The organism is Kiloniella sp., from assembly GCF_965205715.1.
Lineage (GTDB): Bacteria > Pseudomonadota > Alphaproteobacteria > Kiloniellales > Kiloniellaceae > Kiloniella.
In genome coordinates this window covers 254286-279838 of record NZ_CBDBHW010000013.1, presented here as the reverse complement: position 1 = coordinate 279838, position 25553 = coordinate 254286, and the positions used below count along the sequence as shown (strand labels likewise).

At 47.4% G+C, this 25553-nt stretch carries 22 protein-coding genes; 4 read left to right on the top strand and 18 right to left on the bottom strand.

The features are described from left to right. Positions 1-22: 22 nt before the first annotated feature. A complete protein-coding gene (locus tag ACOGW3_RS12500) occupies positions 23-298 on the top strand; it encodes a 2-hydroxymuconate tautomerase (RefSeq protein WP_419903274.1) in 276 nt (91 codons plus the stop codon). 151 nt (positions 299-449) lie between these two features. Here ACOGW3_RS12500 and trxA read toward each other — a convergent pair whose 3' ends face one another. The 8 genes from trxA to ACOGW3_RS12460 all read right to left on the bottom strand — a co-directional run bounded on the left by trxA (position 450) and on the right by ACOGW3_RS12460 (position 13628). After that, complete coding sequence (gene trxA / locus ACOGW3_RS12495; RefSeq protein ID WP_419903273.1) at positions 450-773, bottom strand: thioredoxin TrxA; 324 nt, start codon at positions 771-773, stop codon at positions 450-452. 102 nt (positions 774-875) lie between these two features. Beyond that, complete coding sequence (addA, locus tag ACOGW3_RS12490) at positions 876-4355, bottom strand: double-strand break repair helicase AddA (protein ID WP_419903272.1); 3480 nt, start codon at positions 4353-4355, stop codon at positions 876-878. Beyond that, a complete protein-coding gene (gene addB / locus ACOGW3_RS12485; RefSeq protein WP_419903271.1) occupies positions 4352-7363 on the bottom strand; it encodes a double-strand break repair protein AddB in 3012 nt (1003 codons plus the stop codon). The genes addA and addB overlap by 4 nt, the downstream gene beginning before the upstream one ends. A gap of 14 nt (positions 7364-7377) precedes the next feature. Beyond that, positions 7378-8130, bottom strand: coding sequence for a nucleotidyltransferase family protein (locus ACOGW3_RS12480; protein ID WP_419903270.1), 753 nt, complete (start codon positions 8128-8130; stop codon positions 7378-7380). After that, positions 8131-8637, bottom strand: coding sequence for a tRNA (adenosine(37)-N6)-threonylcarbamoyltransferase complex ATPase subunit type 1 TsaE (gene tsaE, locus ACOGW3_RS12475; RefSeq protein WP_419903269.1), 507 nt, complete (start codon positions 8635-8637; stop codon positions 8131-8133). 34 nt (positions 8638-8671) lie between these two features. Beyond that, positions 8672-11116 (bottom strand): ATP-binding protein, encoded by a 2445-nt coding sequence (locus ACOGW3_RS12470; RefSeq protein ID WP_419903268.1) that lies wholly within the window; start codon positions 11114-11116, stop codon positions 8672-8674. 188 nt (positions 11117-11304) lie between these two features. Beyond that, the gene (ahcY, locus tag ACOGW3_RS12465) at positions 11305-12600 is read right to left on the bottom strand and encodes an adenosylhomocysteinase (protein WP_419903267.1); all 1296 of its coding nucleotides are present in this window, start codon (positions 12598-12600) and stop codon (positions 11305-11307) included. A 170-nt stretch (positions 12601-12770) separates the two neighbouring features. Further along, positions 12771-13628, bottom strand: coding sequence for a LysR substrate-binding domain-containing protein (locus ACOGW3_RS12460; RefSeq protein WP_419903266.1), 858 nt, complete (start codon positions 13626-13628; stop codon positions 12771-12773). A 129-nt stretch (positions 13629-13757) separates the two neighbouring features. Between ACOGW3_RS12460 and ACOGW3_RS12455 the strand changes: the two genes are divergently transcribed. Next, the gene (locus ACOGW3_RS12455; protein ID WP_419903265.1) at positions 13758-14453 is read left to right on the top strand and encodes an ureidoglycolate lyase; all 696 of its coding nucleotides are present in this window, start codon (positions 13758-13760) and stop codon (positions 14451-14453) included. A gap of 17 nt (positions 14454-14470) precedes the next feature. Here the strand turns inward: ACOGW3_RS12455 and ptsP are convergent, their stop codons facing one another. The 8 genes from ptsP to ACOGW3_RS12415 form a co-directional block, all read right to left on the bottom strand. Beyond that, a complete protein-coding gene (ptsP, locus tag ACOGW3_RS12450; RefSeq protein WP_419903264.1) occupies positions 14471-16237 on the bottom strand; it encodes a phosphoenolpyruvate--protein phosphotransferase in 1767 nt (588 codons plus the stop codon). A 79-nt stretch (positions 16238-16316) separates the two neighbouring features. Further along, entirely contained in the window at positions 16317-16583 is a 267-nt protein-coding gene (locus ACOGW3_RS12445; RefSeq protein WP_419903263.1) for an HPr family phosphocarrier protein, read from the bottom strand. 60 nt (positions 16584-16643) lie between these two features. Next, positions 16644-17036, bottom strand: a complete 393-nt coding sequence (locus tag ACOGW3_RS12440; protein WP_419903262.1) for a PTS sugar transporter subunit IIA — start codon at positions 17034-17036, stop codon at positions 16644-16646. A gap of 140 nt (positions 17037-17176) precedes the next feature. Next, the gene (gene rapZ / locus ACOGW3_RS12435) at positions 17177-18076 is read right to left on the bottom strand and encodes an RNase adapter RapZ (RefSeq protein WP_419903261.1); all 900 of its coding nucleotides are present in this window, start codon (positions 18074-18076) and stop codon (positions 17177-17179) included. A 309-nt stretch (positions 18077-18385) separates the two neighbouring features. After that, positions 18386-18838, bottom strand: coding sequence for an HPr kinase/phosphorylase (locus ACOGW3_RS12430; RefSeq protein ID WP_419903260.1), 453 nt, complete (start codon positions 18836-18838; stop codon positions 18386-18388). Further along, the gene (locus tag ACOGW3_RS12425) at positions 18839-20491 is read right to left on the bottom strand and encodes a stimulus-sensing domain-containing protein (RefSeq protein ID WP_419903259.1); all 1653 of its coding nucleotides are present in this window, start codon (positions 20489-20491) and stop codon (positions 18839-18841) included. Positions 20492-20530: 39 nt separating this feature from the next. Beyond that, positions 20531-21031 carry a hypothetical protein gene (locus ACOGW3_RS12420; RefSeq protein WP_419903258.1) on the bottom strand — a complete coding sequence of 167 codons (501 nt, stop codon included), beginning with the start codon at positions 21029-21031 and terminating at the stop codon, positions 20531-20533. A gap of 68 nt (positions 21032-21099) precedes the next feature. Then, positions 21100-21798 (bottom strand): response regulator transcription factor, encoded by a 699-nt coding sequence (locus tag ACOGW3_RS12415; RefSeq protein WP_419903257.1) that lies wholly within the window; start codon positions 21796-21798, stop codon positions 21100-21102. Positions 21799-22215: 417 nt separating this feature from the next. Between ACOGW3_RS12415 and ACOGW3_RS12410 the strand changes: the two genes are divergently transcribed. Next, positions 22216-23235, top strand: coding sequence for an NAD(P)/FAD-dependent oxidoreductase (locus ACOGW3_RS12410; protein WP_419903256.1), 1020 nt, complete (start codon positions 22216-22218; stop codon positions 23233-23235). A gap of 339 nt (positions 23236-23574) precedes the next feature. Here the strand turns inward: ACOGW3_RS12410 and ACOGW3_RS12405 are convergent, their stop codons facing one another. Continuing rightward, a complete protein-coding gene (locus ACOGW3_RS12405; RefSeq protein WP_419903255.1) occupies positions 23575-23790 on the bottom strand; it encodes a cold-shock protein in 216 nt (71 codons plus the stop codon). A 397-nt stretch (positions 23791-24187) separates the two neighbouring features. On the opposite strand from ACOGW3_RS12405, the gene ACOGW3_RS12400 reads away from it, so the two are divergent. Next, complete coding sequence (locus ACOGW3_RS12400; RefSeq protein WP_419903254.1) at positions 24188-24454, top strand: hypothetical protein; 267 nt, start codon at positions 24188-24190, stop codon at positions 24452-24454. A 125-nt stretch (positions 24455-24579) separates the two neighbouring features. Here ACOGW3_RS12400 and ACOGW3_RS12395 read toward each other — a convergent pair whose 3' ends face one another. Next, complete coding sequence (locus tag ACOGW3_RS12395) at positions 24580-25551, bottom strand: AAA family ATPase (RefSeq protein ID WP_419901193.1); 972 nt, start codon at positions 25549-25551, stop codon at positions 24580-24582. Positions 25552-25553 lie beyond the last annotated feature (2 nt).

The following is a 25553-nucleotide window of genomic DNA, read 5'->3' as shown; positions in this document are numbered from 1 at the left end:
AGAAGAGGATTCATTTTCATATTTGTTTATAGAAACGGGAGTTTCTGTAGCTTTTAAGGCGGTTTTGGATTATCCTTATTTCACTCAGAAAGAGGACGAGACCATGCCGATCATCCGTGTAGAGATGTTTCAAGGTCGTTCCCTCGAGCAAAAACGTGCTCTAGTCAAACAATTGACAGAGGAAACGGCCCGGATCACAGGTTGCAATAGGGAAGCTGTCTATGTCGTCATTGACGATGTGAACAAAGAAAATTGGGGTGCTGGTGGCATTTTATGCACAGACAAAATACACCATTAATTTTTTGATGCAGCTCGCAACCGCCTATAAATTATCATAAAAACGCACTCGACTGTGTGACATTTTGTAATTTCAAATCCTAATATTCACGGTCCTGCCCATAAAAAAAGCCCCGCTGAGCAGCGAGGCTTTTTCATAGAAAAATACCAACTTAAGAAAGCGAAGTGTTAATCCACTCTTTCAATTGGCCTTTGGCAATAGCGCCAACTTTCGTTGCAACAACTTCCCCACCCTTAAAGAGTAGAAGCGTTGGAATTCCACGCACACCATATTGCTGTGGTGTCATTGAGTTTTCATCAATGTTCAGTTTCGCAATGGTAAGTGAACCACCCATTTCTGCTGCCAGCTCATCAAGAGCAGGCGCAATCATTTTACAAGGACCACACCATTCAGCCCAGAAATCTACGAGAACGGGAGCTTCAGCTTTAAGAACATCTGCTTCAAATGAAGCATCGCTGATTGCGATCGTTGACATGTTGTACCTCTTGCCATTTTGTTTATGTGCAATGTACTAGAAAACATTTCCAGCTTCACATTACAGCGTCAGGATGAATGTAGGGATGCAGGTCCCCCGACGTCAAGGTTCATATTGCGAAAGAATATCATCAGGTAGATACATAAGACGTGCATCATCGGTCCAAAGTAAGTGTGCTTCGATCTCAAAATTTGGATAAATCTGCCGTAAAACAGTCCTGTAGGCCGCCATTTGACGTAAATAGGCCCGATGAACTTTATCTACAGAATGGGGCGGAGGTCGGTTGGTTTTGTAATCAATTATTTTTACCTTATTGCCTGAAATAACCAAACGATCGACCTGGCCAGAGATTACTTCCACATCCCCATCTCTTTTAACAAGCCCCACAACTGGGACTTCTGCCTGACTATTGGCGCCAAATAAGTCTCGGTAATCTGGGTGTTTGAGAACGGATAGGGTCTCCTCAAGTAAACTTTCCACCTGATCAGGTTTTAACTCATGTAACGGAGAAGCCAGAAAGCGCCTCCCAACCTCGGGCCAGTTATCTTCAGGTTGGTCGGGAAGGCTTTGCAGTAATCTGTGGATCAAACGCCCCCGGCGATAACGAGAGCTGTCATCTTTCCCAAGAGGCGAGCGTACCGGAGGCTCATCATCCTTCGCCCTTGAAGGAGCCAAGGGTTTCGGAGGTACAGGCTCATTATCCGGGTCACAACTCGCCCAGGCAGGAAAACTTTCAAGCGGCTTCGCTTCTACGGCTTCTTCTTCCCGACTTACAATTTCAGCTTCTTGCGCGTTCTCCTGCACCCAACCTGATGCGCTCCAAAGACCACTCGGGTCTTCAGGAAAAGTAAATTCAGTTTCTTTGGCTGTTTCTGACAATGCTGATTTGGCTAAGGCGTACCAACTGTCATCCGAGGGTTCTCGTTGCCCCGTCCAGCCACAGATTACGAGACGATCCTCTGCCCGGGTCAAAGCCACATAGAGAAGGCGTCTGTATTCTCTGAGACCGTCTTTGCGCAGTTGATCACGTGCCGATGAAATGACCTGTGTGTTCATTGCCGTCCGCGGAGACCACACAGGTATGTTGTTTTTATCTTTCAGCCATACCACACCCCGATCGGCCTGAGGTATCTGCGTGGTATCGGGAAGTAACACTACCGGTGCCTGGAGGCCCTTTGATCCATGCACCGTCATGATCCTCACGGCACCACCTCCTTGTTCAAGGTCACGCTTGATCTCTTGATCTCCAGCTTCCAACCAGTGCAGGAAGCCTTCTAAAGAAGGGGTTTCTTCCCGCTCATATACCAGGGAAAGAGAAAGGAACTCTTCAATGGGATCGCGTGCATCCGGACCTAAGCGAGCCAGTAATTTTTTACGACCCTCAAGAGGTCCTAAAATATGGGATAGCAGTTCAAAGGGAGGGGTATAATCAGCACGTGCCAGCAAGCCGTTGAGATAACCAGCAGCCTTAGAAAAAGCATCATTGCTCCGCGATTTATCCCGGAGTACAGACCAGAGGCTTCCCTTGCGCTTGTATGCAAGTTCAAACAACTGATCTTCATCCAACCCAACCAAGGGACCCTTTAGAACAGTCGCCAAGGTTAAGTCATCATCAGGAAGAAGCAGAAACCGGCCGAGGGCGATCAGATCCATAACCGCCATTTGATCGGTAAGGACCATACGATCAACACCGGAAACCGGAACACCAAGTGTTTTTAACTCCCTGACCAACTCCTCAACAAAGGCGTTCCTACGCCTGACTAAAACAAGGATATCTCCCGGGGCAATCCGTCGCCCTTTTGCTGTGAGCTGGCAGACCGGATCTAGCTCACCTTCATTCGAGAGTGTCCAATAGTGTATCCTTCGTGCCAGAACCGTCGCCAAACGAGATCTGGATTCCATTTCAGCTTCTTGGGCGAGAGGGAGTGTCCAAGGCGTGTCTTCCACTTGGCCTTCGCTTGCCATAAGTGGCCAAAGCTCTACTCTTCCAGCCTGCCCCAATCTCACGGGTTGATGCTGCAAGGCTCCTTCCTCAAAAGATACCCCATCCGCGGCGACTGCAGAGGCAAACACCTGATCCACCACAGATAGGACTGAAGGGGTAGAGCGGAAGGAAACGTCCAGGCTAATTCGCTGCCAGGCTTGTTGTGCAATTGAGACACGGTCTTCAAAGTGACGACGCATTTCCTCAAACTTTGTAGGATCTGCCCGCTGAAATGAATAGATCGACTGTTTAACATCTCCAACGGCAAAGATCGTCCGCACATCATCCCGTGCCCCATCGCCATCAAAGAACTCATTGCAAAGCGACGCAACAACTTCCCACTGCTCGGGATTGGTATCCTGGGCTTCATCAATAAGCACGTGGTTTAAACCGCCATCGAGTTTAAACAAAACCCACGCCACGGCCCTTTCCCCTCGTAAGAGGTCACGCGCTTTTAAAATAAGATCATCATAATCGAGAAAGGCTCTGGCTTCTTTATATCTCTCATAGCGGGCGAGAATGGATACACCGAGGGTTAAGAGAGCCGATGTTGCTTTTGCCACACCAATCGCATTGAGCTTCTCGCTAAGTCGGATCAGGCGTTCAGCTTCACCGATCAGAATGTCCGGTAATTCAGGAAGAACGGCAAGGGCACCTTTGGTTGCTAGACGACTGCGAATATCCCCGGACTGAGTAAAAAAGACACCACGGTATATCCCATAGTTCTCGCCTCTAATATTGGGCTCCGATTCTATCCAGCTTTTAAGAATACGACCCCGTTCCTGGTCCGATTTTGCCCCCTGTAACAAGGCGTCCGCAGCCTGTCCCAGGTTGATCATATCAACGACGTTATCCTGGCATGCCGCTTCAAGAATAGTGTTGATATCAGCATCGACAGGCGCATCCAACACCTGATAGATAGCTGCTTTCAGGCCAGAAAGATCACCATGATCTTTTAAAAGCAGGGCGATACGCCCTCTTTCACGAATGATCTCATGAACCAGCGGGGCAAAGGTTTGTTCCTGGGTATAGGCCGTAAGGCAATCCAGTGCTTGGGAAACCTCAAGCTCACTTAACCCTCCACGCCCTGCGAGGACATCTTCGCGAGAGCGATACAACAACTCAACAGCTGAGCGATCATCCAAAATCTGGAAATTTGGCGCGACACCAGCTTCAAGTGGGAAGCGGCCCAATAAAGATTGGCAGAAAGCATGGATAGTTTGGATTTTCATGCCACCCGGCGTATCCAAAACGCGGGCAAATAACCGTCTTGCGGTCTTTATTTCATCGGCCCCCGCGGATCGTCCAAGCAGGTATAAAAGTTCCTCGTTTAATTTATCCTCAGGTATCGTGGACCAACGCGCCAACTTCCCTGACAGACGGTTAGCCATCTCGGCCGCTGCCGCCTTGGTAAAGGTCAGTGCCAGGATTTTTCCCGGCTCTGACCCACTGAGTAATAAATTGAGTATGCGGTCCGTAAGGACTTTTGTCTTACCAGCCCCCGCTGATGCCCCGACCCATACGGAGGTGTTGGGATCTGCAGCCTGACGTTGCTCACGGGTCGCTTTATCAAGAATCTGCTCAATAGTGATGCTCATACTTCGCCCTCACCACTACTTGCCCATTCTTTGACTCTCGCCAGATGCTCAAAGTCGTTATAGACCAAAGCTTGCTTGGGACGGGGCCGGGCAGAATATGGGGTCTCTTGATAATCAAACTCTGCGATAAGATCCAAAAGTCCCTCCAAGGCGACCTTTGATATTTCACCGGCACCTTCTTTCGCCCCGCGCTGACCAAGCGCATTTTTCTCTTCGCCTGCAGGGTCTCCGCCAGTCAATCGCCAATAAAGCAGATCTTTCACTTCATCCGGTAAAATACCAAAGCCCCCTTCGGCCGCGATCGCGGCTTCAAGTGGCAATTGAGGCGATATCCCCTGCAATACATTTTTAGCGCTCGGTACCGTCCCGGTTTTATAATCAAGGATCGCCAGTCCTCCAGCCGCTAACTCATCGATACGATCTGCTTTTGCCGTTAGCGTAAAGTCACCAGCGGGTCCGTTTAGAACAAGTTTCCCGGTTACCTCAACATGGGATTTGAAAACCAACTTTCTGCGTGCTCGTTCTTCTTCCACAAACCATTTTGCGATGCGTTGAAACCGAGGCCACCAGAAGGCCCAGATTCCCGGCCGGTCCCGAACAGCGGAAAAAACCTCTTCCCCAATGGCGATCAACTGTTCTTCCCCATCATCCGGCAGGGTATCCGGATAGCGTTTCAAGAAAATTTCCAGGGCTTCATGAATCAGACTTCCTTTGTCTGCACCGGAAGGGTCCGCATCCAGTGGATCCAGTTTTCTTAAAGATAGAATTTTCTGGGCATAAAGCGCATAGGGATCGCGCATCCAGGTTTCTATGCGCGTGACAGATAAATTGCGGGGGCGTGCCGATACCGGCGGAGTTGGCGCGGGAGGTTTAACGGGTATGCGTTCTGACGGCAGATCTTTCTCTTCAGCCCAGAAGAGCCATTTCGCAGCATCATTTTGAATTAAGCCTTTTAGGCCGCGACCTTCAAGTAATGCCTCTATACGAAGTAGCCAGCGAGAGGGAACCGTTGGTGCACCTTCCACCTTTTCAGAGCGGGTGAGAAATACTTCTGGTGCGCAAAAAGCCTGAACAAAATCCTGGGCTGATAGCCCGACCTGCTGCTCTGGCTGAGGAAGGCCAAAATCCTTGCGCATTGGCCTGCTCATCCAAGGTCCAGGCTTTACCTCTGCGGGCCAACTGCCTTCATTAAGCCCGCCCAGGATGACAACATCTGAATGCTGAAGTCGTGCTTCAATCGCGCCAAGAATACTCAATCTCGGGTGAGCGCCGAACGGTGCCCTGACGGCCATTCCAACCATTAAGGCAGCAATCAATTCAGGGTAACGACGTGCTGAGACCTCAGGCGCATCTCCGGCGGCTTCTCTCAGGTCTGCGATGAACTCGGCTGTCGCGGTACCATCATCACCCGCCCACAACCTTTCAGGTCCGTCTTGTTCGTGTATCGCCGCCAGAGCCTCTGCAAAGGCAACATGGGCTTCTAAAAGAGCCCTAAAGGATTTTGCCCCCTGCCCAATTATCTCTGAAAAAGCGTTAGCCGCCTCGGCTATTTTTTCAATAAAAAGATAGAGCTCTTCATCTTTTTCTGGATCCAAGGCAGCAAGTAGCCCTGCAAATCCTGGTGCTGGTCTTACGCCTCTCAACACTGTTATTTCCAAACGCCTGAGAATACGATTAAAGATACCAGGTGCCATGCCCCCGGCACACAAGGGGTGTTTTAATGCCGAAAGCAAGGAAATGGGTGTCAGACCTGACACCATCATTTCTGCTGTAAGCCGCAGGAAAACCGCCGGGGCTGCTTCTGGTAACGGCGACCCTGCGGAATCGTCTATTCTAACACTCCAACGTTCCATCTCAGCAGTAACGCGTCGAGCCAGATCCCTGTCGGGCGTAATAAGCGCGGCAGTTTTACTCGGACTTTCCAGAACTGACCGCAATATAAGTGCTATGGACAGCGCCTCTTCTCCGGGCCCGGGACAGTCTATCCGCGTTACACCCTTGAGTGCTTTTTTGAAATCCTCGGGGCTGGTTCTTTCTATATATCCTTGCCATTCCGTGGTTGATTGTGCCGGCCTCATTGCCGTTTGTATCAATTCAACCCGCTCATCCGGTGCTCTTCCCTCTTGACCACATGGCCAGAGCTTAATGTCTTCGCGGGATACTTCTAATCGCGCCAGCAATGTTGAAAGTCCATGTTGAGGATGAGAGCTATCTCTTAGAAAATCATTCCATGTTTCGTCGACGGCCTGGAAATCAACGCCGGGCAATATTACCTGCCCTGAAGGCAGATTTGATATGACACCGATCAGCTCAGCTGCTGCTGGAATAGAGCCCGTAGATCCCGCTACGATAACCGGAAATTCAGGAGGACAATTCCGCCAAAATTCAGCTTGTCCCTCGAGAAGTCGGCGGCGGCGTTCCGCAGGTCCTATTCCCCCCGTAGCCTCCTCAACTGCTGGCCAAATTTTTGTCAATATCTCAAGGAATTCAAGGGTAATTTGCCAGTGTTCGGCATAATCCTCTGGCACCAGAGAACTCAATTCAGAGAAATTAAGACCTTCAGTTTGTACCTGATCCAGAAAACGGCCTAATTCGCCCGCTAATCGTACTGCCTGGTCTTCCGGAATAACTTCACTGCCATGCAATTTTGCCTGAGTTGCTGACCATTTCAAAACCAGCTGACTAAGAAGTAGCTGTCGCCTCAAAGAGGACAAAACCGGAGGTAAATCCAATTCCAAACCTTGCCCAACAGCCACATCAGAAGCCGATATCAAAAGCTCATCCGGGTCAAGATCACCTAATGGAAGTAACCTGGGAAGCATCAGGGCTTTACCGTCTGAAGCACGTAGAAATGCATGCTGTAAAGACCGACAGGCGCGACGGGTGGGTAAGAGGACCATCACCCGGGATAGTCCTAGTGGATCTGCTCCCCATTGATCGAGTATTCCCTGGGCCAGGGCATCTGCAAAAGAAGCATTGGAGGGAATGGTATAAATTTGTCTCGCCATAGATAACCCTGCAATCAGCTAGCTTGAGAAGGCAGCACTCTCGTTTGTAAAATACCTTCGACTTCTTTTAACCCTTCTGGAGTTCCAACGTGGAACCACTCACCATCATGCTCCAATCCACACAATCGATTGTCGGCTAAAGCCTTGTCGAAAATATGATTTAAAGAAAAAGAGCCCTCTGGGGCATCATGGAAAAGTTTAGGGTGTAATATTTGAATACCCGCATAGACATACGGCGCACTATCACCGTCACCACGGCGGCTTAAATATCCAGCTTGATTCATTGTAAAATCCCCACACCCTTCATACCCTATAGCGTTGGCTGTAGGGTGGAGCAGGAGCAATGCATCCATCGTGTTCGCATCCCAATGAGCAACAAGTCGCTCCAAAGCTGGCTCTACGCCATCCAACCAGCAGACATCCCCATTTACGACCACAAAGGGATTATCGCCCAGTTTTGAAAGCGCGAAGGTTACTCCTCCCCCCGTTTCCAGAATGGTATCTTCTTCAGAATAAATAAGGGCGTTATCATTTTTAGATGCTAAAAAATCACGTATTTGTTCTTTTAAATAGAAGGCGTTAACAACAATGCGATCAAAACCAGACGCCCTTAGTTTGTCAATTATCGTTTCCAACATTGGCTTACCCATAACAGGGACCAAAGGCTTCGGTAAGTCATTCGTAATCGGCCGCATGCGCTTACCGAACCCGGCGGCAAGAACCATTGCTGTCGATATTTTCACATTATCCACGCGTTGATGTTCCATCTATGAAGGGTCATAGGTATTTAAGAATGAATTCAATCGTTCGTGCCACTTGGCATTTCCAACAAACGAGAGTACTCGGGAAGCATCGTTCTTCCCGTACTTTAAATTCACCAACAGTCGATCAGACGGCATTAGAAACCCCAGCTTATCCGGCCACTCAATAAGAGAAATCCCCTCAACAAAGGCCTCCTCAATATCGAGTTCATAGGCTTCTTCAGGATCTTCCAGCCGATATAGATCAAAGTGCCATACCTGTAAGTCAGCTCGATCATAGATCTGCACCAGCGTAAAAGTGGGGCTGGGAACTTCTTCTTTCTCCACCTGACCTGGGCCAGAAGGAAGAGCATTAATCAAGGCACGTGAAAAGGCCGTCTTACCAGCTCCAAGGTCACCTTCCAGAGCCAGTACATCCCCAGATACCAAGTAAGGTGCTAAGCGGCTCGCAAAACGTCGTGTAGCCTCTTCATCGGCGATATCAACTTCGCCGAGTAGTTTATCACCTGTCACAACAATCTCACCTTACCCATATTTCTTTCTGTATTTAACTCTCTGCAGTGCTGTCTTGTTCTGTCTTTTCTTCGGCAATCTGATTGATTACTTCTGTGACAACACTTCGGATATCACTCGTCTTTTCCGGGGTTTCCAAACCGTCCTTGTCCAGTAACGGGATATGACAGGTTACAGTTGTTCCTTGGCCAACCTCGGACTCAATTTCCACCCACCCCCCGTGCAATTCGACAAGGCTTTTTACCAAGGACAAGCCAAGGCCAGCTCCCGCTTGTTTGGCATGCCCCTCACCACGTTCAAACTTCTCAAAAACACGGTCTTCATCTTCTTTACTAATTCCAACACCTTTATCAGATATTGCAATTCGTAATTCATCATCCTTGCTGGCCTCAACAATGACTTTCCCGCCCTCGGGAGAGAATTTCATGGCATTGAGCAATAAATTATAAAGAGCCTGTGTAAGCCGTCGCTCATCAACGACAACAGAACCGATACTCTCGTTACAGATAATATCTACTTCAATATTACGGTGCCTTGCTCGCTCGTGACCAATCGTGTGGAGGTGTTGAAGCATGTGATCGACCTTGATTTCCGCCAAATCAAGATGAAGGTAACCGGCTTCAATTGTTGCAAGATCAAGAATGTCGTTAATAAGGGTCATCAGACGTTGTGAAGATTCAACAATCGCCTGGCTATATTCTTTTTGCCGATCATTCAATTCACCGAAAAACTCGTTCTCGAGAATTTCAGCAAATCCAACGATGGCGTTCAAGGGTGTACGCAATTCATAAGAAACATTCGCGATAAAGGCAGTCTTAAGCCGGTCAGCAGTCTCAAGAGCTTCATTTTTGTCAATAAGCGCGCGCTCAACCGTAAAGGAATCAGTTACGTCAAGGAAAGTCAGGAGCGATGCCCCATCCGGAAGCATCACCTGAGCCCAATCGAGAACAACCCCGTCTGCTCTAACTTTACGCCCGGAACGTCCTTCTGGTTCACAGACCCTTGCCACCATGACCTCTCGCTGTTTTTCCCAATCTTCGTCATTGAGGTCGAAGAGATCTCTGCTTTTCGAAACAACGTCGCGTACGTGCGGCTCACTGTTTAAGAATTCTTCGGACAGCTTCCAGATCTCAGCAAAGTTTGGATTAAAAAGCTTTAGTCGTCCATCAGCGCCGTAAACAACCACAGCTTCGTATAGCTTATTAAGGGTTTCACGTTGAACAGCCGTAAGGGTGTTATAAGATCTTTCTAACGCAAGGCTATCGGTAACATCTTCTACTGTTTCGATGACCCCGCCAAAGGGGTGAGCCGTCGCAATAGATCGCAAAGTCGTGCCATCGGTAAGGTGCAGAAGTTCCTCTACCGGTTCGATCATAGTGCGATACTCTCTCAAGCGTTGCTGTTTAAACTCAGGGAAATTCGCATATTCAGGAAGCCTTCTGTTCTCCCTCATCGTATCCAGGATTTCACTTAAATGCGGTTCCGAGCGAAGAAAGTCCTCGTTTAGATTAAACAAGTTGGCATAAGCCGAATTAAAGAAGGTTAGACGTTCATCAGATCCAAAAATTGAAATCGCAATGCCAAGATTTTCCAGGACCTGAGCATGAGCTTCAACATGGCGATTGAGCTCGCCTTCAGCTTCTTCAAGTCCAGTTTGATCAACCGCAAATCCCAAGAGGTTATTATTATCCAGAGCTTTCTCACAAACCTCCAATAACCGTCTTTCACCAGAAATAATTGCATGGTGTTTTTCACGAACAAGATTTTCTGTTTCAAGCGCTTTTTTCGCCAGATTGTGTGCCTGGGAAACTTTGGAGCGGTCCATTAACTCCATATTGCGTTCCAGGACTTCTGAAGGGCTTGAATCCACAGCCTTTGCATAGGCTTGATTGCAATAAGTAAGAGATAGTTGATCATCCCGCATCCATACTGGCACAGGTAAATTATCAAGTAGCCATGTTATATGACGTGACCCTTCTAGAGCACTGTTGGCTTTTTTCTCCAAATCACTGACATCATGAAACCAAACAACATCTGCAACAGGCGGCAATTCAGCTGACAACTCAATACGTTCACCGGTAATTCGGTAGGTCCTGCCTTTACCAGTAAGCGTCAGTGAAAATGACTTTCCAAGCTCTCTCAGTGACTGAACAGCCTCTATCAATGTATTTGGCTTGGTCCCCCCACGCTGGAATATAATGGAAATAGCATTGAAATCTATCTCGCCTTTATCCAAGCCAAATTCACGAACCATTCCCGCACTGGCTCTGGCCTTCTGGTCTTTGTGCGAAAAAGTAACACACCCCAGAGGAGCCGCCAGCACTGCCGCACGATCCAAAGATGATTTCGCCTGTAACTCATGAAGTTTTTGTTGAGTTAGGCGCCAGCGAAGGCGGTATGCAAATACAAGTACCCCTGAGCCAACAAGGATAATCAGAGCAAGAAACAGACCCGGCAAATAGGCCGAAAGTGACGTCACCGCGTTCCCCTCAAGAAGTACAGAAAAAACCGTTCAGAATAATATGTCCTGAAGGTTGTCAGGAAATCCAGCCTAAGTGTAATGATTTTATGTTGATGGAACAAGACGTTGAAACGCATTGCGGGGCACAGATATCATCTGCGCCCCGCAATCGTCAGTTACTGGAGGCTAAAACCCCAGAACATATCTTAGTAACGGTAATGATCTTGCTTGAAAGGTCCATCAACAGGAACATCAATATATTCTGCTTGCTCTTTGCTAAGCTTGGTCAATTTAACACCAAGTTTTTCAAGGTGAAGCATCGCTACTTTTTCATCCAAAGACTTCGGAAGAACGTAAACTTCGTTTTTGTAGTTAGCTGAATTTTCCCAAAGTTCGATCTGAGCAAGAACCTGGTTCGTGAAAGAAGCTGACATCACAAAGCTTGGGTGACCCGTTGCACAGCCTAGGTTTACCAAACGGCCTTCAGCCAGGATGATCAAACGCTTGCCATCAGGGAATTCAACTTCATCAACCTGATCCTTAACATTGTGCCAAGGGAAGTTACGAAGTGCGGCGATCTGAATTTCTGAATCAAAGTGACCGATGTTACAAACGATCGCACGATCTTTCATTGCGCGCATGTGATCGATGGTAATGATGTCTTTATTACCAGTTGTTGTAACGAAGATATCACCGAGTGGCGCTGCATCTTCCATGGTTGTTACTTCGTAACCTTCCATAGCGGCCTGCAATGCACAGATTGGATCGATTTCAGTAATAAGAACACGTGCACCCTGAGTACGAAGGGAAGCAGCAGAACCTTTACCAACGTCACCAAAACCACCAACAACGGCAACTTTACCCGCGACCATTACGTCGGTTGCGCGCTTGATACCGTCGACCAGGGATTCACGACAACCGTATAGATTATCGAACTTGGACTTGGTCACTGAATCGTTCACGTTGATTGCAGGAACTTTAAGAGTTCCTTTTTTCGCCATCTCGTAAAGACGGTGAACACCAGTTGTCGTTTCTTCTGATAGGCCGCGAATATCTTCGAGGAGTTCAGGGTGGTTCTCGTGGATAAGAACAGTAAGATCACCACCGTCATCAAGAATCAGGTTAGGCTTCCAACCGTCAGGACCTTCTACAGTCTGTTCGATGCACCAGATAAATTCTTCTTCAGTTTCGCCTTTCCAAGCGAAAATAGGAATGCCCGCAGCAGCCATAGCAGCAGCAGCCTGATCCTGAGTAGAAAAGATGTTGCATGAAGACCAACGAATTGAGGCACCCAAATCGATAAGAGTTTCAATCAGAACAGCGGTCTGAATTGTCATGTGGAGACAACCAACGATCCGTGCACCCGCAAGTGGCTTGCTTGCGCCGAACTCTTCACGCAAAGCCATAAGGCCAGGCATTTCGGTTTCAGCAATAGTGATTTCCTTGCGTCCCCAGTCTGCCAGAGACATATCCGCAACTTTGTAATCTGTAAATTCAGTCATTTACGTGGCTTTCCAAATCGAGTCATGTGACATAAAGAAATCTTTATGTGTTAATTTGACGCGATAAATAACAGCCTTCTGATCAAATGGCAACAATTTTCCACTCAAAAGCCCGAGTGATATAGAGACCAAAGAAGTGTGGATCTCTCAACATTATGACAGATTTTTTTCTAAGTACGTGCGATTGCAACAAAAGCTTCCACGGCCCGCCTTTTTAATTGGCTTTTCAGGCAGACAACCATATCCCGGTTACTATCGCGCAATTCTTTAAGAAAGATAGCCCGGGTTCGATCATCGCCAAGAATCTCGTGCTCAAATAAAAAACCAATTCCCAAGCCCACAGCGACAGCTTCACGGACAGCTTCACGACTACCAAGCTCGAGAACATTTCCGTATCCGAGACCAAGCTGCTTCATTTCCTTATCTAAGACGCGGCGAGTGTTAGAGCCTCTTTCTCTTAAAATCAGCTGTTCGTCTTTCAATTCACTGAGGCCAATTTCAAGTTCCCCCGACAAAGGATGATCTTTGTGAACCAAAGCGACCATGGACTGTACTGAAAGTTCATCGATTACAAGCCTATCATCACCACGACAATTCGCAGTTATCCCCACATCAGCCCGTTGAGCCAGGACATCCTCTCGGACAGATTCTGCGTTGCCAAGGCTGACCGATAACTTGATGCCTGGGTAATTTGTCCGAAATAGAGAAATAATATTCAGAGCAACATGAGGCCCATCTGCAGAGATTTTCAAATGGCCGACATCAAGGGCAGAAGAAGCCGACAAGTGGTCACGGATCTCTTCTTCTTCAATAAAGAACCGCCGGGTTTTATCGTATAAATCCTGGCCGTCGGCTGTCAAAGTTGCCTTGCCTCCACTGCGTTTAAACAACGTAAGTCCATAGGTTTCTTCAAGAGTTTTAACCTGAATCGTTACCGCTGGGGGTGTCAGGTTGAGCAATAATGCCGCCCTTGAGAAACTCCCCTCTCTCGCAACAGCATCAAAAGCCCGAAGCTGACTATGTCTCATAAATTCTCCTGACAACGGGGCAATGCGTCCCGTTAATTTTTTTTAATTTAATCAGCACTGAATTTAATTTGTTTTTATAATTTGATTTATGCAAGCTGCAAATAAATTACTGATAAGCAGGAACGACCAATGAGCCCGTCTAGCACACAAGAAATGAAGAAACCTGAAAGAAAAAGCTTCGACTATATGAACCCTCCTGTTCCGGATGATCTCCCTCTTTTCGAGATCCCTTTGGTAAAGGCAACCAAAGAAAACCTGGAGGGATTTGGCACCATTGTTACAGATTACATGAACCACCCTGTTGAAATAACACAGTGGCCCGCACAGGGATGGCGTCCGATAGATAAAGGTACGGGTGATGAAGGCGGACACCTAGAGGGTATTTTTGAGTTTTGGTGGGAAGGCGATATCCTGTTTGGTGAGAATATGGCCGTAAATGATCGCTACATTCTTGGTTGGTCTGAATTGCCCGGGAAAGCTTCAAAAGACACTCAAAACCCAGACCGTTCTCAGCTTCTAATCTGGCACGCCAATTATCACCCCGATGGGGCTCAACTGTTCTACCCGCTTGATAACAAGCCATTTATTGCAGCCTTGGCAAAAACAGGTGATGACATGAAACCGGAGGATTGGGTCGCTTTTTACTGTGATGGCAGCTTTGGCATTTGCATTCATCCAGGTATTTGGCACGAAGCCATCACACCCCTCTCTGAAAAGTCACGCTTCTATGACAAACAAGGCGCCGTTCATGCCAGTGTAAGCTGTGATTTCACCAAAGAATTTGGGGTGTTTGTAAAAGTTCCGCTCACGCCAGAATTCACTTAAGAGCGTTATGCCATATCCTAGCTGGCATAACGTTCATTATAGTCCTCAAGCATGGTCGCAATTCTGCTCGGGTCAGACTGGGTCATGATCGCTTCTGCACGCCTTGCCACTTCTTCCATATTCAGTTTCAGAATACGATTTTTAACCCGCGGAAGTGCATTGGAGCTCATGGAAAGATCCCGAACACCCAAACCTAAGAGAAGCGGTAAGTAATTGACGTCACCCGCGACCTCTCCACAGACAGACACCGGAATATGAGCGCGCCTAGCGGCTTCTACCGTTATGGATATCAGCTTCAGGACAGCGGGATGCAGTGGATTATACAGATAGGCAACCTGTTCTTCTGCCCGGTCGATCGCCAGGGTGTACATCGTCAAATCGTTGGTTCCTATGGCAAAAAAATCAGCCACTTTCGCCAAACCATCTGCCGCCAAAGCTGCACCTGGAACTTCGATCATGATGCCCAACGGCGGTAAAGGGTCTGCGATCCGTACGTCCTGCTTTTTTAATCCCGTGGCAACCTCTGTTAATACCTTACGAACTTCTCTCACCTCACCCGGGGTCGTAACCATGGGCAACAGAATACGTAGCGGACCATGTGCACTCGCCCGCAAAATCGCGCGCAACTGAGTTTGCAGCAGGTCCCGATGTTTCAGAGAAAGTCTAATCGCCCGCAGCCCCAGAGCCGGGTTTTGAGAATCAGTTGGCGATGTTCCCAAGGCAGAAACAAGCTTTTCCCCACCGGCATCAAGGGTCCGAACCGTGACAGGGCGACCAGACATCCCGTCGATTATTTCAGCCAGGGCTTCATATTGCTCTTGCTCTGTCGGAAGCTCTTCCCGGTTCATGAAAAGAAACTCGGTACGAAGCAAACCAACACCTTCGGCACCATTGGCCACCGCTTGCCCTGTTTCGCGAGGCAGCTCTACGTTAGCTTGCAATCCCACACGTTGATCATCTTTTGTAACGGCAGCGATATCACGGAGTTGGGCCAGGGCTCGAACTTCGCGTTCAATATCTTTCTGACGAAGTTTATAGTCTTTAATCCTGGCGTCACTGGGATTAACGATAACCCGACCATTCGTCCCATCAACAATAATGGTTTCGCCCGTCTCCACACTCGCAAGCAGGCCTGGAACGCCCAATACAGCCGGCAATCCAAGGGAGCGCGCCATAATAGCCGTATGCCCTTCAGGGCCACCGAGCACCGTTGCAAACCCCCCAATTTGTGTGGGATCCATCATGGCTGTGTCAGCAGGCGTGATCTCTTCTGACAAAATTACTGAATTGCGTGTAAGCCCAGAATAGGAATCCGTAACCGTTTTTGTCAGGTTGCGAACAATCCTATGACCAACTTCGCGAACCTCTTGCGATTTAGTTCGCAGATAGGGATCTTCCATTGACGCAAATTTACGAGCAATTTGTCCGACTTCAGCCATAACGGCTGCTTCAGCATTCTTTTGGCCCGTTTTTATTCGCGCCTCAATTCCCCCAATCAGGCTGGAACTTTTAAGCATCTGCAAATGAGCATCAAGTAGATAGCCTAGCTCTTCACCGGCAGCACCATGAAAATCCTGAGATTGTCCGTGTAGCTTTAAAACCTGATTTTGAGCCTTTTCAACAGCGTCGCCGAGACGAACCAGTTCACTTGATACCTTAGAAGTAGGCACGCGGTACTCAAGGATTTGAATATCACTGGACTCGCTTAGATAAGCTGGCCCAATCACAACCCCTGGTGAGACAGCAAGTCCCTCAAAAATTCTTTCGCCTAACTTTTTCGTCACGGCGTTTCCTACTCTAATTTAGACTTTATCTTGCCATATGTTTGGCCATGCGACCTGAAATCTCGGCAATCAAGAAAGCTTAATCTTCATCAAATTTATTGGCGACGAGCTCTTCTAAAGCCAACATTGCATTATCAGCAGCAGGCCCTACCGCCGTTAATTCAACTTCACTGCCTGTCGCTGCGGCAAGCATCATCAACCCCATGATTGAACAACCAGAAACGGCGGTATCATCCTTACGGACGGTTATCTCTGCTTCAAAAGATTCTGCTAGCTTAACGAACTTTGCAGATGCTCGAGCGTGTAGCCCTCTTTTATTTAAAATCGTAACTGTCTTGGTGAGCAACTGATATCCCCCGCCTACTTTTCGCGGCTCTTGTACCTATTTTTAGGTTACCTATTAATCTCAAAGCAATTCTGAAGCGACGTGTATGTACTTTCGTCCAGCTTCTTGTGCTTCAAGAACGGCTTTTTTCATTGGGTTACACCCACGTAATCCAGCCAGCTTGATCAGTAGCGGAAGATTAACCCCAGCGACAACTTCAACATTTGCCTGGTCCATTATGGAGATCGCCAAGTTAGAGGGTGTTCCCCCAAACATGTCAGTCAAAATAACCACGCCCTCTCCATCCTCTACTTCCTTAACAGAAGCGATGATTTCCTTGCGTCTTTGCTCCATATCGTCTTCAGGACCAATACATACTGTTGCAATGTGACTTTGTTCGCCAACGACATGTTCCAATGCCGAAACGAATTCGATCGCCAGGTTACCGTGAGTAACCAGAACCATCCCTATCATGCCTTCCCTTTCCGCAGGCGCTTTCCTTTTGTTAAGGGAAAACTACCAGCATTCCTGGGTTCCTTACAAGGCGAAGCCCATTGTTGGAACATTTTTTACAGAGTCGCATCACCAATAGAGAGTTTAAAAAGGAAATCGACCTATTTATAACGGTCAGGCTCCTTGTTCATATCTCTATGGGTTGTAATAATATGCGGCCACTTTGTCTCTAACAGCTTGGCCAGCCATTCTGTTAAAGCGACCGAACGGTGCCGACCCCCGGTACATCCGATTGCAATCGTCAAGTAATTTTTCCCCTCTTGTTGGTACCTTGGAAGAAGAGGAAGAATCAGATTCTTTAGATTGGTTACAAAGCCCTCAAAGCCGGAGTCTTCACCAATATAATCAGCCACTTCTTTATCGCGGCCGGAAAGGCACCTTAAGTTCGGATCATAGTGCGGATTGCGCAAGAAACGGACGTCAAACATCAAATCGGCTTCCCTTGGCACACCAAAACGATAGGAGAATGACATAACCTGAATGGTCATGACCCCGCTTTCTTCCAACCCCAATAAACCTGTTAGATTTTGCCGAAAATCGGCTGATGTTGTATCCGAACTATCAATTGCATAATCCGCTCTGGCTTGAAGCGGTGCAACAAGTCTTCGCTCGGCTAGGATACCATCTTTTAGTGGACGGTCTTCGGCAAGAGGGTGGCGTCGTCGGGTTTCTTTAAATCGCCTTTCAAGAACATCAACTGAGCAGTCCAAGAAAACGAGTGAGACATCAAGCTCGGGACGGTTATTTAGTTCAGCTATGTGTTCAAGAAGGGGAGGGGCGGAGAAATTACGCGACCGGATATCGATACCTACGGCAAGAGGTCGACGACGTGGTTTTTCACCAATCACGACATCAAGAAGGTCCAGTGGCAAATTGTCAATCGCCTCAAATCCATGGTCCTCCAGCACCTTCATTGCAGTGGAACGTCCTGCACCCGACATCCCTGTAACAAAAACGACCCTGAGAGGATTTGATAAATTATTGGACTTATTCTCTGGCATAAATGGCGGCCTTGTTTCCCGATAACAGTTCAAAAGAACAATAATACCAACGGTTCTTAATCTTAGCTCATCCAGATCGCGTATTCGTCCCCCCGAGTAGGAAGAAAGTTGTAGGCGATACGGTGTATCGTCAAAGCTTTTTGACGCCCGTCGGAGGGACGAATACGCGACCGAAACGGCATATTTTCAAGGTTTACGGGCAGCGTCGTACAGACCTTGAGATACTCCGCATCGCAGCAGTCTATACTCCTGGCCGAAAACCTTGAAAATACGTCTGGATGGGTCAAGATTAAGAACCGTTGGTATAAGTTATCTAACTATATCGCCTTCTGGACGCGTTATGGCAAGTAACAGCTTTGCGACAGCCGACATATCGAAACTGTGTAGCTTTAATTTTGGAATGGATACGCCAAGAATTTCTTCAAACTCGGGATTTGGGAGCCGTTCAACTTGGTCGCGAGGGATCAGGTCAACTACGAGCCCTACGGGCACATCTGAACAGCAGGAAAAGGTAACTAAGCCAAGGCCCCTTACTTCAAGCTTTCCGGCGATGGACGGCGGTGGGGATGCCAGAATGTCTCGACCATGTCGGGTTAAAAGAGTCTGATCATCAGATACCAATTCTGCTCGCCCCAGATCGATCGCGCGCAAGGCAAGATCTGATTTACCGCTCCCAGGATCTCCCCGTAGCAAAGCAACACTCAACCAACCTTCTTTTTGAAAGGCGATACTCGTACAATGCATTAGTAAGGTGTCTGACATCTATCCTTGCCCTGTGGGAAGAGATATTACAAACCGGGCGCCAAGAATGTCTCCTTCAGGACTCTTCTGGTTTTCAGCTTTGATGGTTCCATTATGCGCCTCAATAATCTGCTTGGAAATACTCAATCCTAATCCGGAATGAGTACCAAACTTTTCATCTTGCGGACGCTCTGTATAAAAACGGTCAAAAATGGCATCCAGCTTCCCAGGCAAAATACCCGGACCTTCATCATCGACGGTGATAACGACACGATCTTCCTGTCTCTGAGCCTTGAGGGTAATTTTCCCACTCTCAGGACTAAAGGTTTGCGCATTTGCCATAAGGTTCCGGAGGACTTGTCCAAGGCGACCTTCTAATCCCGGGATAAGATAATCTTTCTCATCATCAACAATGACTTCAAAGGTTGGGCCATCTTCGTTCACACGTTGTATTTCGACCAGCGCCTCTAATAATTTCGCAACATCGACCTCTTCCATGTCCGCACGTGAAAGTTCGGCATCCAGGCGCGAGGCATCTGAAATATCACTGATCAATCGATCCAGTCTTTGCACATCATCAAGGATAATAGACAACAATTGCTTTTGCTGATCCGGGTCGCTTACCCTTGCAACCGTCTCCACAGCTGAACGCAGGGATGTCAGGGGATTTTTAATCTCGTGGGCAACATCCGCAGCAAAGCCCTCAATCGCATCCATACGAGACCAAAGAGCTTCTGTCATGGCCCTTAGGGCTCCCGACAAATCACCGATCTCATCGCGCCGGTGGGTAAAATCCGGAATTTCATACTGCCTGCCCTTGCCGTAGCGAACATAATCTGCAGCGTTAGCAAGACGCCTAAGCGGGCGACCAATAATACCCGCGAGGTAAAGTGAAAGTAACACAGTAACACCAAGCGCCAATCCACAGACTGCCAAGATATCTCTTCGGCGATCTTGTACCGCTTTCGAAACAACTTCGGCGTCCTTAGATAGCATCAAGGCACCGAGGACTTGACGATACCGTTGCACGGGAACAGCCATGGATAAGACCAGGCGACCGGATGTGTCTGTTCTGACCATCCCTGCGGGTTCACCGTTCAAGGCAATCAAAACTTCGGTGTAATCTTCTGCGCTTTGGTTCTGCGCTTCTCTATAGAGCGGCCAGTCATCATGGCCGGGAAGCCAATTGATAATATCTTCATAAAACCTGATGATCCGATCCATCATACCGCCCCCGCCAGGTACCGGCAGTTCTCCGACTTCGACCGGACCACCTACTCCTGCAAGGTAAAGGCTATCGGCCAACATCTCCCCACTAGTTGAGAAAATTCGGGCGCGGACACCAATATCGTTCAACATCGCCCGCATCAAACTCCGGGTGAGTTCTGGGACAAGCTTTTCATCTCCTACCTGACTTGCCACCACTGCTGTTGATCCCAGGCTCAAAGAAAAAGCCCGCCCCTGTATCGATAAAGCATCCAGTTCAGTGGCGATAAGACTAAGGCGGTATTGCTCAAGGTGCATCAGTCCAACGACCGGGATCAGAAGAACCAGGCTGTTGATCAACAAAATTTTATGTGTAAGGGAGGACCGCCAGCCACGCTTGCGTCCTTTTCGATGCTTTTTGACCGTTTGAGCGATCTCAGCTTGTTGCTTTTGGCTTTGCTCAGCCAAGATATCCCCCAATATGATTGGCCATTGTTTCTCAGTCCCTTACAGTGACCTCAACAGCTTTGTAGTCTGCTCAGTCAAACGATAACAAACAAGAAGTCCACCCTGTGCTTGAACCTTCCAAGCTTCAAGATAGTTTCCCAGATATAACAATCTTTCTTTCGAGTAAACGGATAGGCTATCGGGATGTTCCTGATCCCCCCGTTGGCCCCAAAAGACGAGATCGGGTCTTTTGCCCTGTAAATCGCAGTATTCACTACTTTCGCTATGAGATAATCCAAGCCGAATCGCTTTTTCCTGCCTTTGGCTCAAAGAACGATCCAACTGATCTATACCCTCCCCCCCGCGATTAAAGAGAATAATGTCATAGTCAGGCAGTTCAGGACCTAATAGCCTGGAATCGGTTGGCACAGTTAATAGAGCAGTACTTTGTTGAACTGGATACTTGTTTGGGTGCCCTTGTGCATCCTCAAACAACACCACGAGACCTATAATGACGAGGCTCATCCCCACAACAAAAACAACGCGTTCAATAGTATCCATCAAGAGCCCTCCGGTAAGGTTTCCATACTTTTCGGGTATATTTTCCCGATAAACTCTTGATCCTATGTTTACTCTCTATAACGGTAACCAACTCCATACAGTGTCTCTATTTGGCCAAAGTCATCATCCGTTTCTTTGAATTTTTTGCGAAGCCTCTTGATGTGACTATCAATTGTCCGGTCATCCACATAAACCGCGTCACCATAGGCAGCATCCATCAACTGGTCGCGGTTTTTCACGTGACCCGGGCGTTGCGCTAAGGCCTTCAAAATCAAGAACTCTGTTACGGTAAGATTTACGTGTTTGCCCTTCCAGGTGCAGAGGTGCCGAGACGCATCCAACATCATATCTCCACGTTGGATTGGTTTTTCGCCTTCCTTGCCCTCGCTGGCATCCTGATTAGCTTTTTCACGACGCAATAGAGCCCTGATTCTCTCAACAAGTAATCTTTGAGAAAACGGCTTTGTAATATAGTCGTCAGCGCCCATACGAAGTCCAAGGACTTCGTCAATCTCATCATCCTTTGACGTCAGAAAAATCACCGGGATCGCGTTGTTATCTCTAATCCGACGAAGCAGCTCCATACCGTCCATACGCGGCATTTTAATATCCAGTACGGCAAGGTCAGCAGGGTTCGATGACATACCACGCAAGGCTTCAGAGCCATCCGTATATGTCCGCACCTTAAAGCCTTCAGACTCCAGAGCGATTGAAACCGACGTTAAAATATTTCGGTCGTCATCAACCAGTACAATATTGCCTTCCATGCCATTCCTCATTTTAAGTTCAGGGTCCGTGCCTTTGTCCGGGGCGGCTCCCTTGTTTCGCTTTAGCGAATTAAATAGTAAGTATCCTGTCACAATAAGCAATGTGGAGAGTGACTATGGCAGCATTTTGTTCCTGAATGGGCACTTATGGGGTATAGCCACACACAGAAGAATTTAAGTGCCTCACCCTTAACTAAGCAACGTTTTAGGCCTGCATTCCCTCTTAAATGATCGAATATTCCACATAAAAGTACAATTCCGCCGTTTTTCTGCTATTGAAACACCTCAAAGCTCAAATACAATGCCGACTGAGATGCGCACCTATTGAAACCAACAAACCGGGCTGATATTTCAAGTCGACCGACACCAGTAAACAGGTCGATTTGTCTAAAACTGCCCGGCAAAGGAATAATCTTAGTGACGAAAAGCAGCCATCAGACAGATGTTGTCATCATCGGGGCAGGCCCTACAGGACTGTTTGCTGTTTTCCAATGTGGTATGTTGGGGATGAAAACACACGTTATTGACGCACTGGAGGCTACTGGCGGTCAATGCACAGCGCTCTACCCGGAAAAACCGATCTATGATATTCCGGGCTTCCCAACTGTAGCTGCTGCAGAACTTATTGAGCATTTAGAGCAACAAGCAGCGCCTTTTGATCCGGTGTATCATCTCGACCAACAGGTCTCGGGCCTTGAAGAATCAAGTGATAATGGCTGGACGGTAACGACAAGCAAAGGTACCGCGATTGATTGCAAAGCTGTCATTATCGCAGCTGGGGCAGGTGCTTTCGGCCCCAATCGCCCTCCTTTAGAAGGTCTTGAAAACTTCGAAGGAAGCTCGGTCTTCTACCTAGTAAAGCGCAGAGAATCCTTCCGTGACAAAACAGTCGTTATTGCCGGCGGCGGCGACAGCGCCGTCGACTGGGCCATGTCTTTACCTGAAGTGGCCAAAAAAGTTTACGTTGTTCATAGACGCGACAAATTTCGTGCCGCCCCAGAATCCGTTGCCCGGATGCGAGCACTGGCTGAGATGGGCAAGATTGAAATGGTGGTGCCTTATCAACTTCATGGCCTAGAAGGTACTGATGGAAAACTGGATGCTGTCATCGTCAAGGACCTCAAAGGCAACGAACGGTCATTAGAGGCAGATATACTGCTTCCCTTCTATGGCCTCGCAACAGATCTTGGCCCGATGGCTGACTGGGGATTTGAACTTGAACGCAGCCACGTTGTTGTTAACCCGGCCACATGCGAAACCCAAAAGCCGGGCATTTTTGCCATCGGCGATGTCGCCACTTACGAAAACAAACTTAAACTCATTCTCTGTGGCTTTTCCGAAGCCGCTATGGCCGCCCACGCCATTCATCCCCTCGTATTCCCAGATCACGAATTGCACTTCCAGTACTCCACGTCTCAAGGCGTACCTGGTGAGTGAATAAGTTATTTTGGCCAAAAAATACCGGTCTTCAAATTTTGGAGACCGGTATTTCACATTGATTGAACATTCTACTTTGAGGAATGAATGTTAAAACAGGGGCGTCTTTTCGCTCAATATATCAAAAGTGATATATGACAACGTTGTAATATACATCATAAGATGAATTATCTGTAGGCAGTGGCTTTTACAATTAACTGCTCTTATTGCTTATTGGAAATGTATATTAGTTGCCATCGATTGCAGTCCCGTTTCCCCCAGGACAGTGTGAAACTTTATCGCTCCTTCACCGTTAACAGGAAAGTACAACCATCTACAAACCGCGAAGTTTCTTTTCGCTCACCCGACTACCAACCTGAGATTATCTGCCGTCAGGCGTCCTTTTCTGCTTTCAACCAACTCGTACTCGACCTGCTGGCCTTCAACGAGCCCCTCCAAACCTGATTTTTGTACAGCAGTAAAATGAACGAAGGCATCTTCACCACCGACATGCGGTGTGATAAAGCCGTAGCCCTTTTGGCTACTAAACCAACGAACAACCCCCTTTTGCGTCAAGGTTCTCTCCCTAAAAAAAATAAGCGGTACGCCTTTCGGCGCACCGCTTATTGTAATTTTTTAATGCCATATTTCCGCTCAGGAAATATTGAACTTTAGATGCTAATTTTCACCCATACAGATCATCACATTTTGATCAAACTCATGAAAACAGATCCTGTGTCCACTCAAAGCATATTCTTCAATATGGTTAATATCAATAATAGGTTGTCAATTACCAGTATAAAATTTAGGAAAATCTATAATTATTTTATATTACACTAAAAATTAGTTCATTTCGTCGGTAATAAAGCAAAAATTTCATCACCTGCGACAACCTACAGACTTTACACTCGTCTTCGCATAAATGAAGCTGACATAAACATCGCGATAATTAAAAGTACGTAAGGTTCCTGAAATGACAAAAATCAAACATGCCCCTCATTTAAGCGAAGCGGGTAATGCCCGAAACTTAATGCGGTGGGCAACAAAAGCTTACCTTGCGACAGAACTTAAACCCAATCTAAAGGAGGCCAATGCACCCGGGGGACATGTAGAGGGTATTGAAGAAAATTACCCCTATGCCTCTCTTTCACTTGTCTGCCTTGATCATGATGCTACCTGTAAGGGCCTGAAATCATCCGGGCTTGGGCTTGAAATCATCGGAAATTTGGACCCGAATTAAATGAAACTATAAATTAGTCTCGGCTCGAATTAAGTGATAATGAACCCGAATTAAATGAAACTGAGCTTGAAATCATAAAGTTCGGCCCACTTTAAGTGAAACTATAATTATTGCCTCAAATGTAGTTATACAGGCAAGCCAGCATTGCGCATCTCAGAAGCAAGCTCGTCTGTTCTTTCAGGGCCCAACTTACTTTTGAGAAATGCCCTCATAATAGGAAGACTCGTTTCAAATTGTACTGCCAAATCCTTTGGCGTGTAGCCCATTCTTGCAAGCCTGGCATCAAGGTCCTGAAATCCTGGTGAAATTATTTCTTCAACAATTTCTTTTGTCACCGTTGGCTCACCAACTCTGAAAGCATTTATAAAAGACCTGTTCAGGTGTTCGCTGAACTGGAGAGGTGTTGCCAGATGTTCAGCCATAAATTCCCGTGCGTCTTCAGAGATAACCTGATCGAGCTTTGTCTCTTTAGTGAGGCATTGTTCGAGTAACCAGTCCAAAAACTGAGGCCTCTCATCTCCAATACCACTAAAGTCAAATTTGATAGTCCGATTGCCGATCTCTTCCATAGTCGGACGCTTTAGATTGTTTTGTAGTCTGGGATGGCCAACCAGCACGATCGAGAAAACGGCTGGTTCTTCATTCAAAATTTCCATGAGCCGTTTCAAACCGTTAAGTGTGTTCCCATGAAGGTCGTGAGCTTCATCAATAAAGAGAACAACCGGCTTTTTTCTTTTGCAGATCAGTTCCAGCAGTACTCGTTCCCTATTTTCAGGTCCTGGAATTTTAAAATCCAGTTTACCTGAAACATCAAGGAAAAGTGCTGTTAAAAGAGAGGGGAGAGTAACACGATTTCTTTCAACGGACAGGCTTCGGGCAACGATAATTTTCTTATCTGTTTTGATCTCTTTTCGTAACCTGTTGATCATCGTCGTCTTACCCGTTCCAATTGGCCCGGTGACGGATATTAATTTCCCGGAAAGTAAAGCTACCCGAATATCATCCTGTAGCTGTTTTAACCGAGATGTCTCGTAATATCCGGCCAGAGACCAGTCCTGGATAATACTAAAGCGTTCCATAACCTGAGCCGTTAACAATT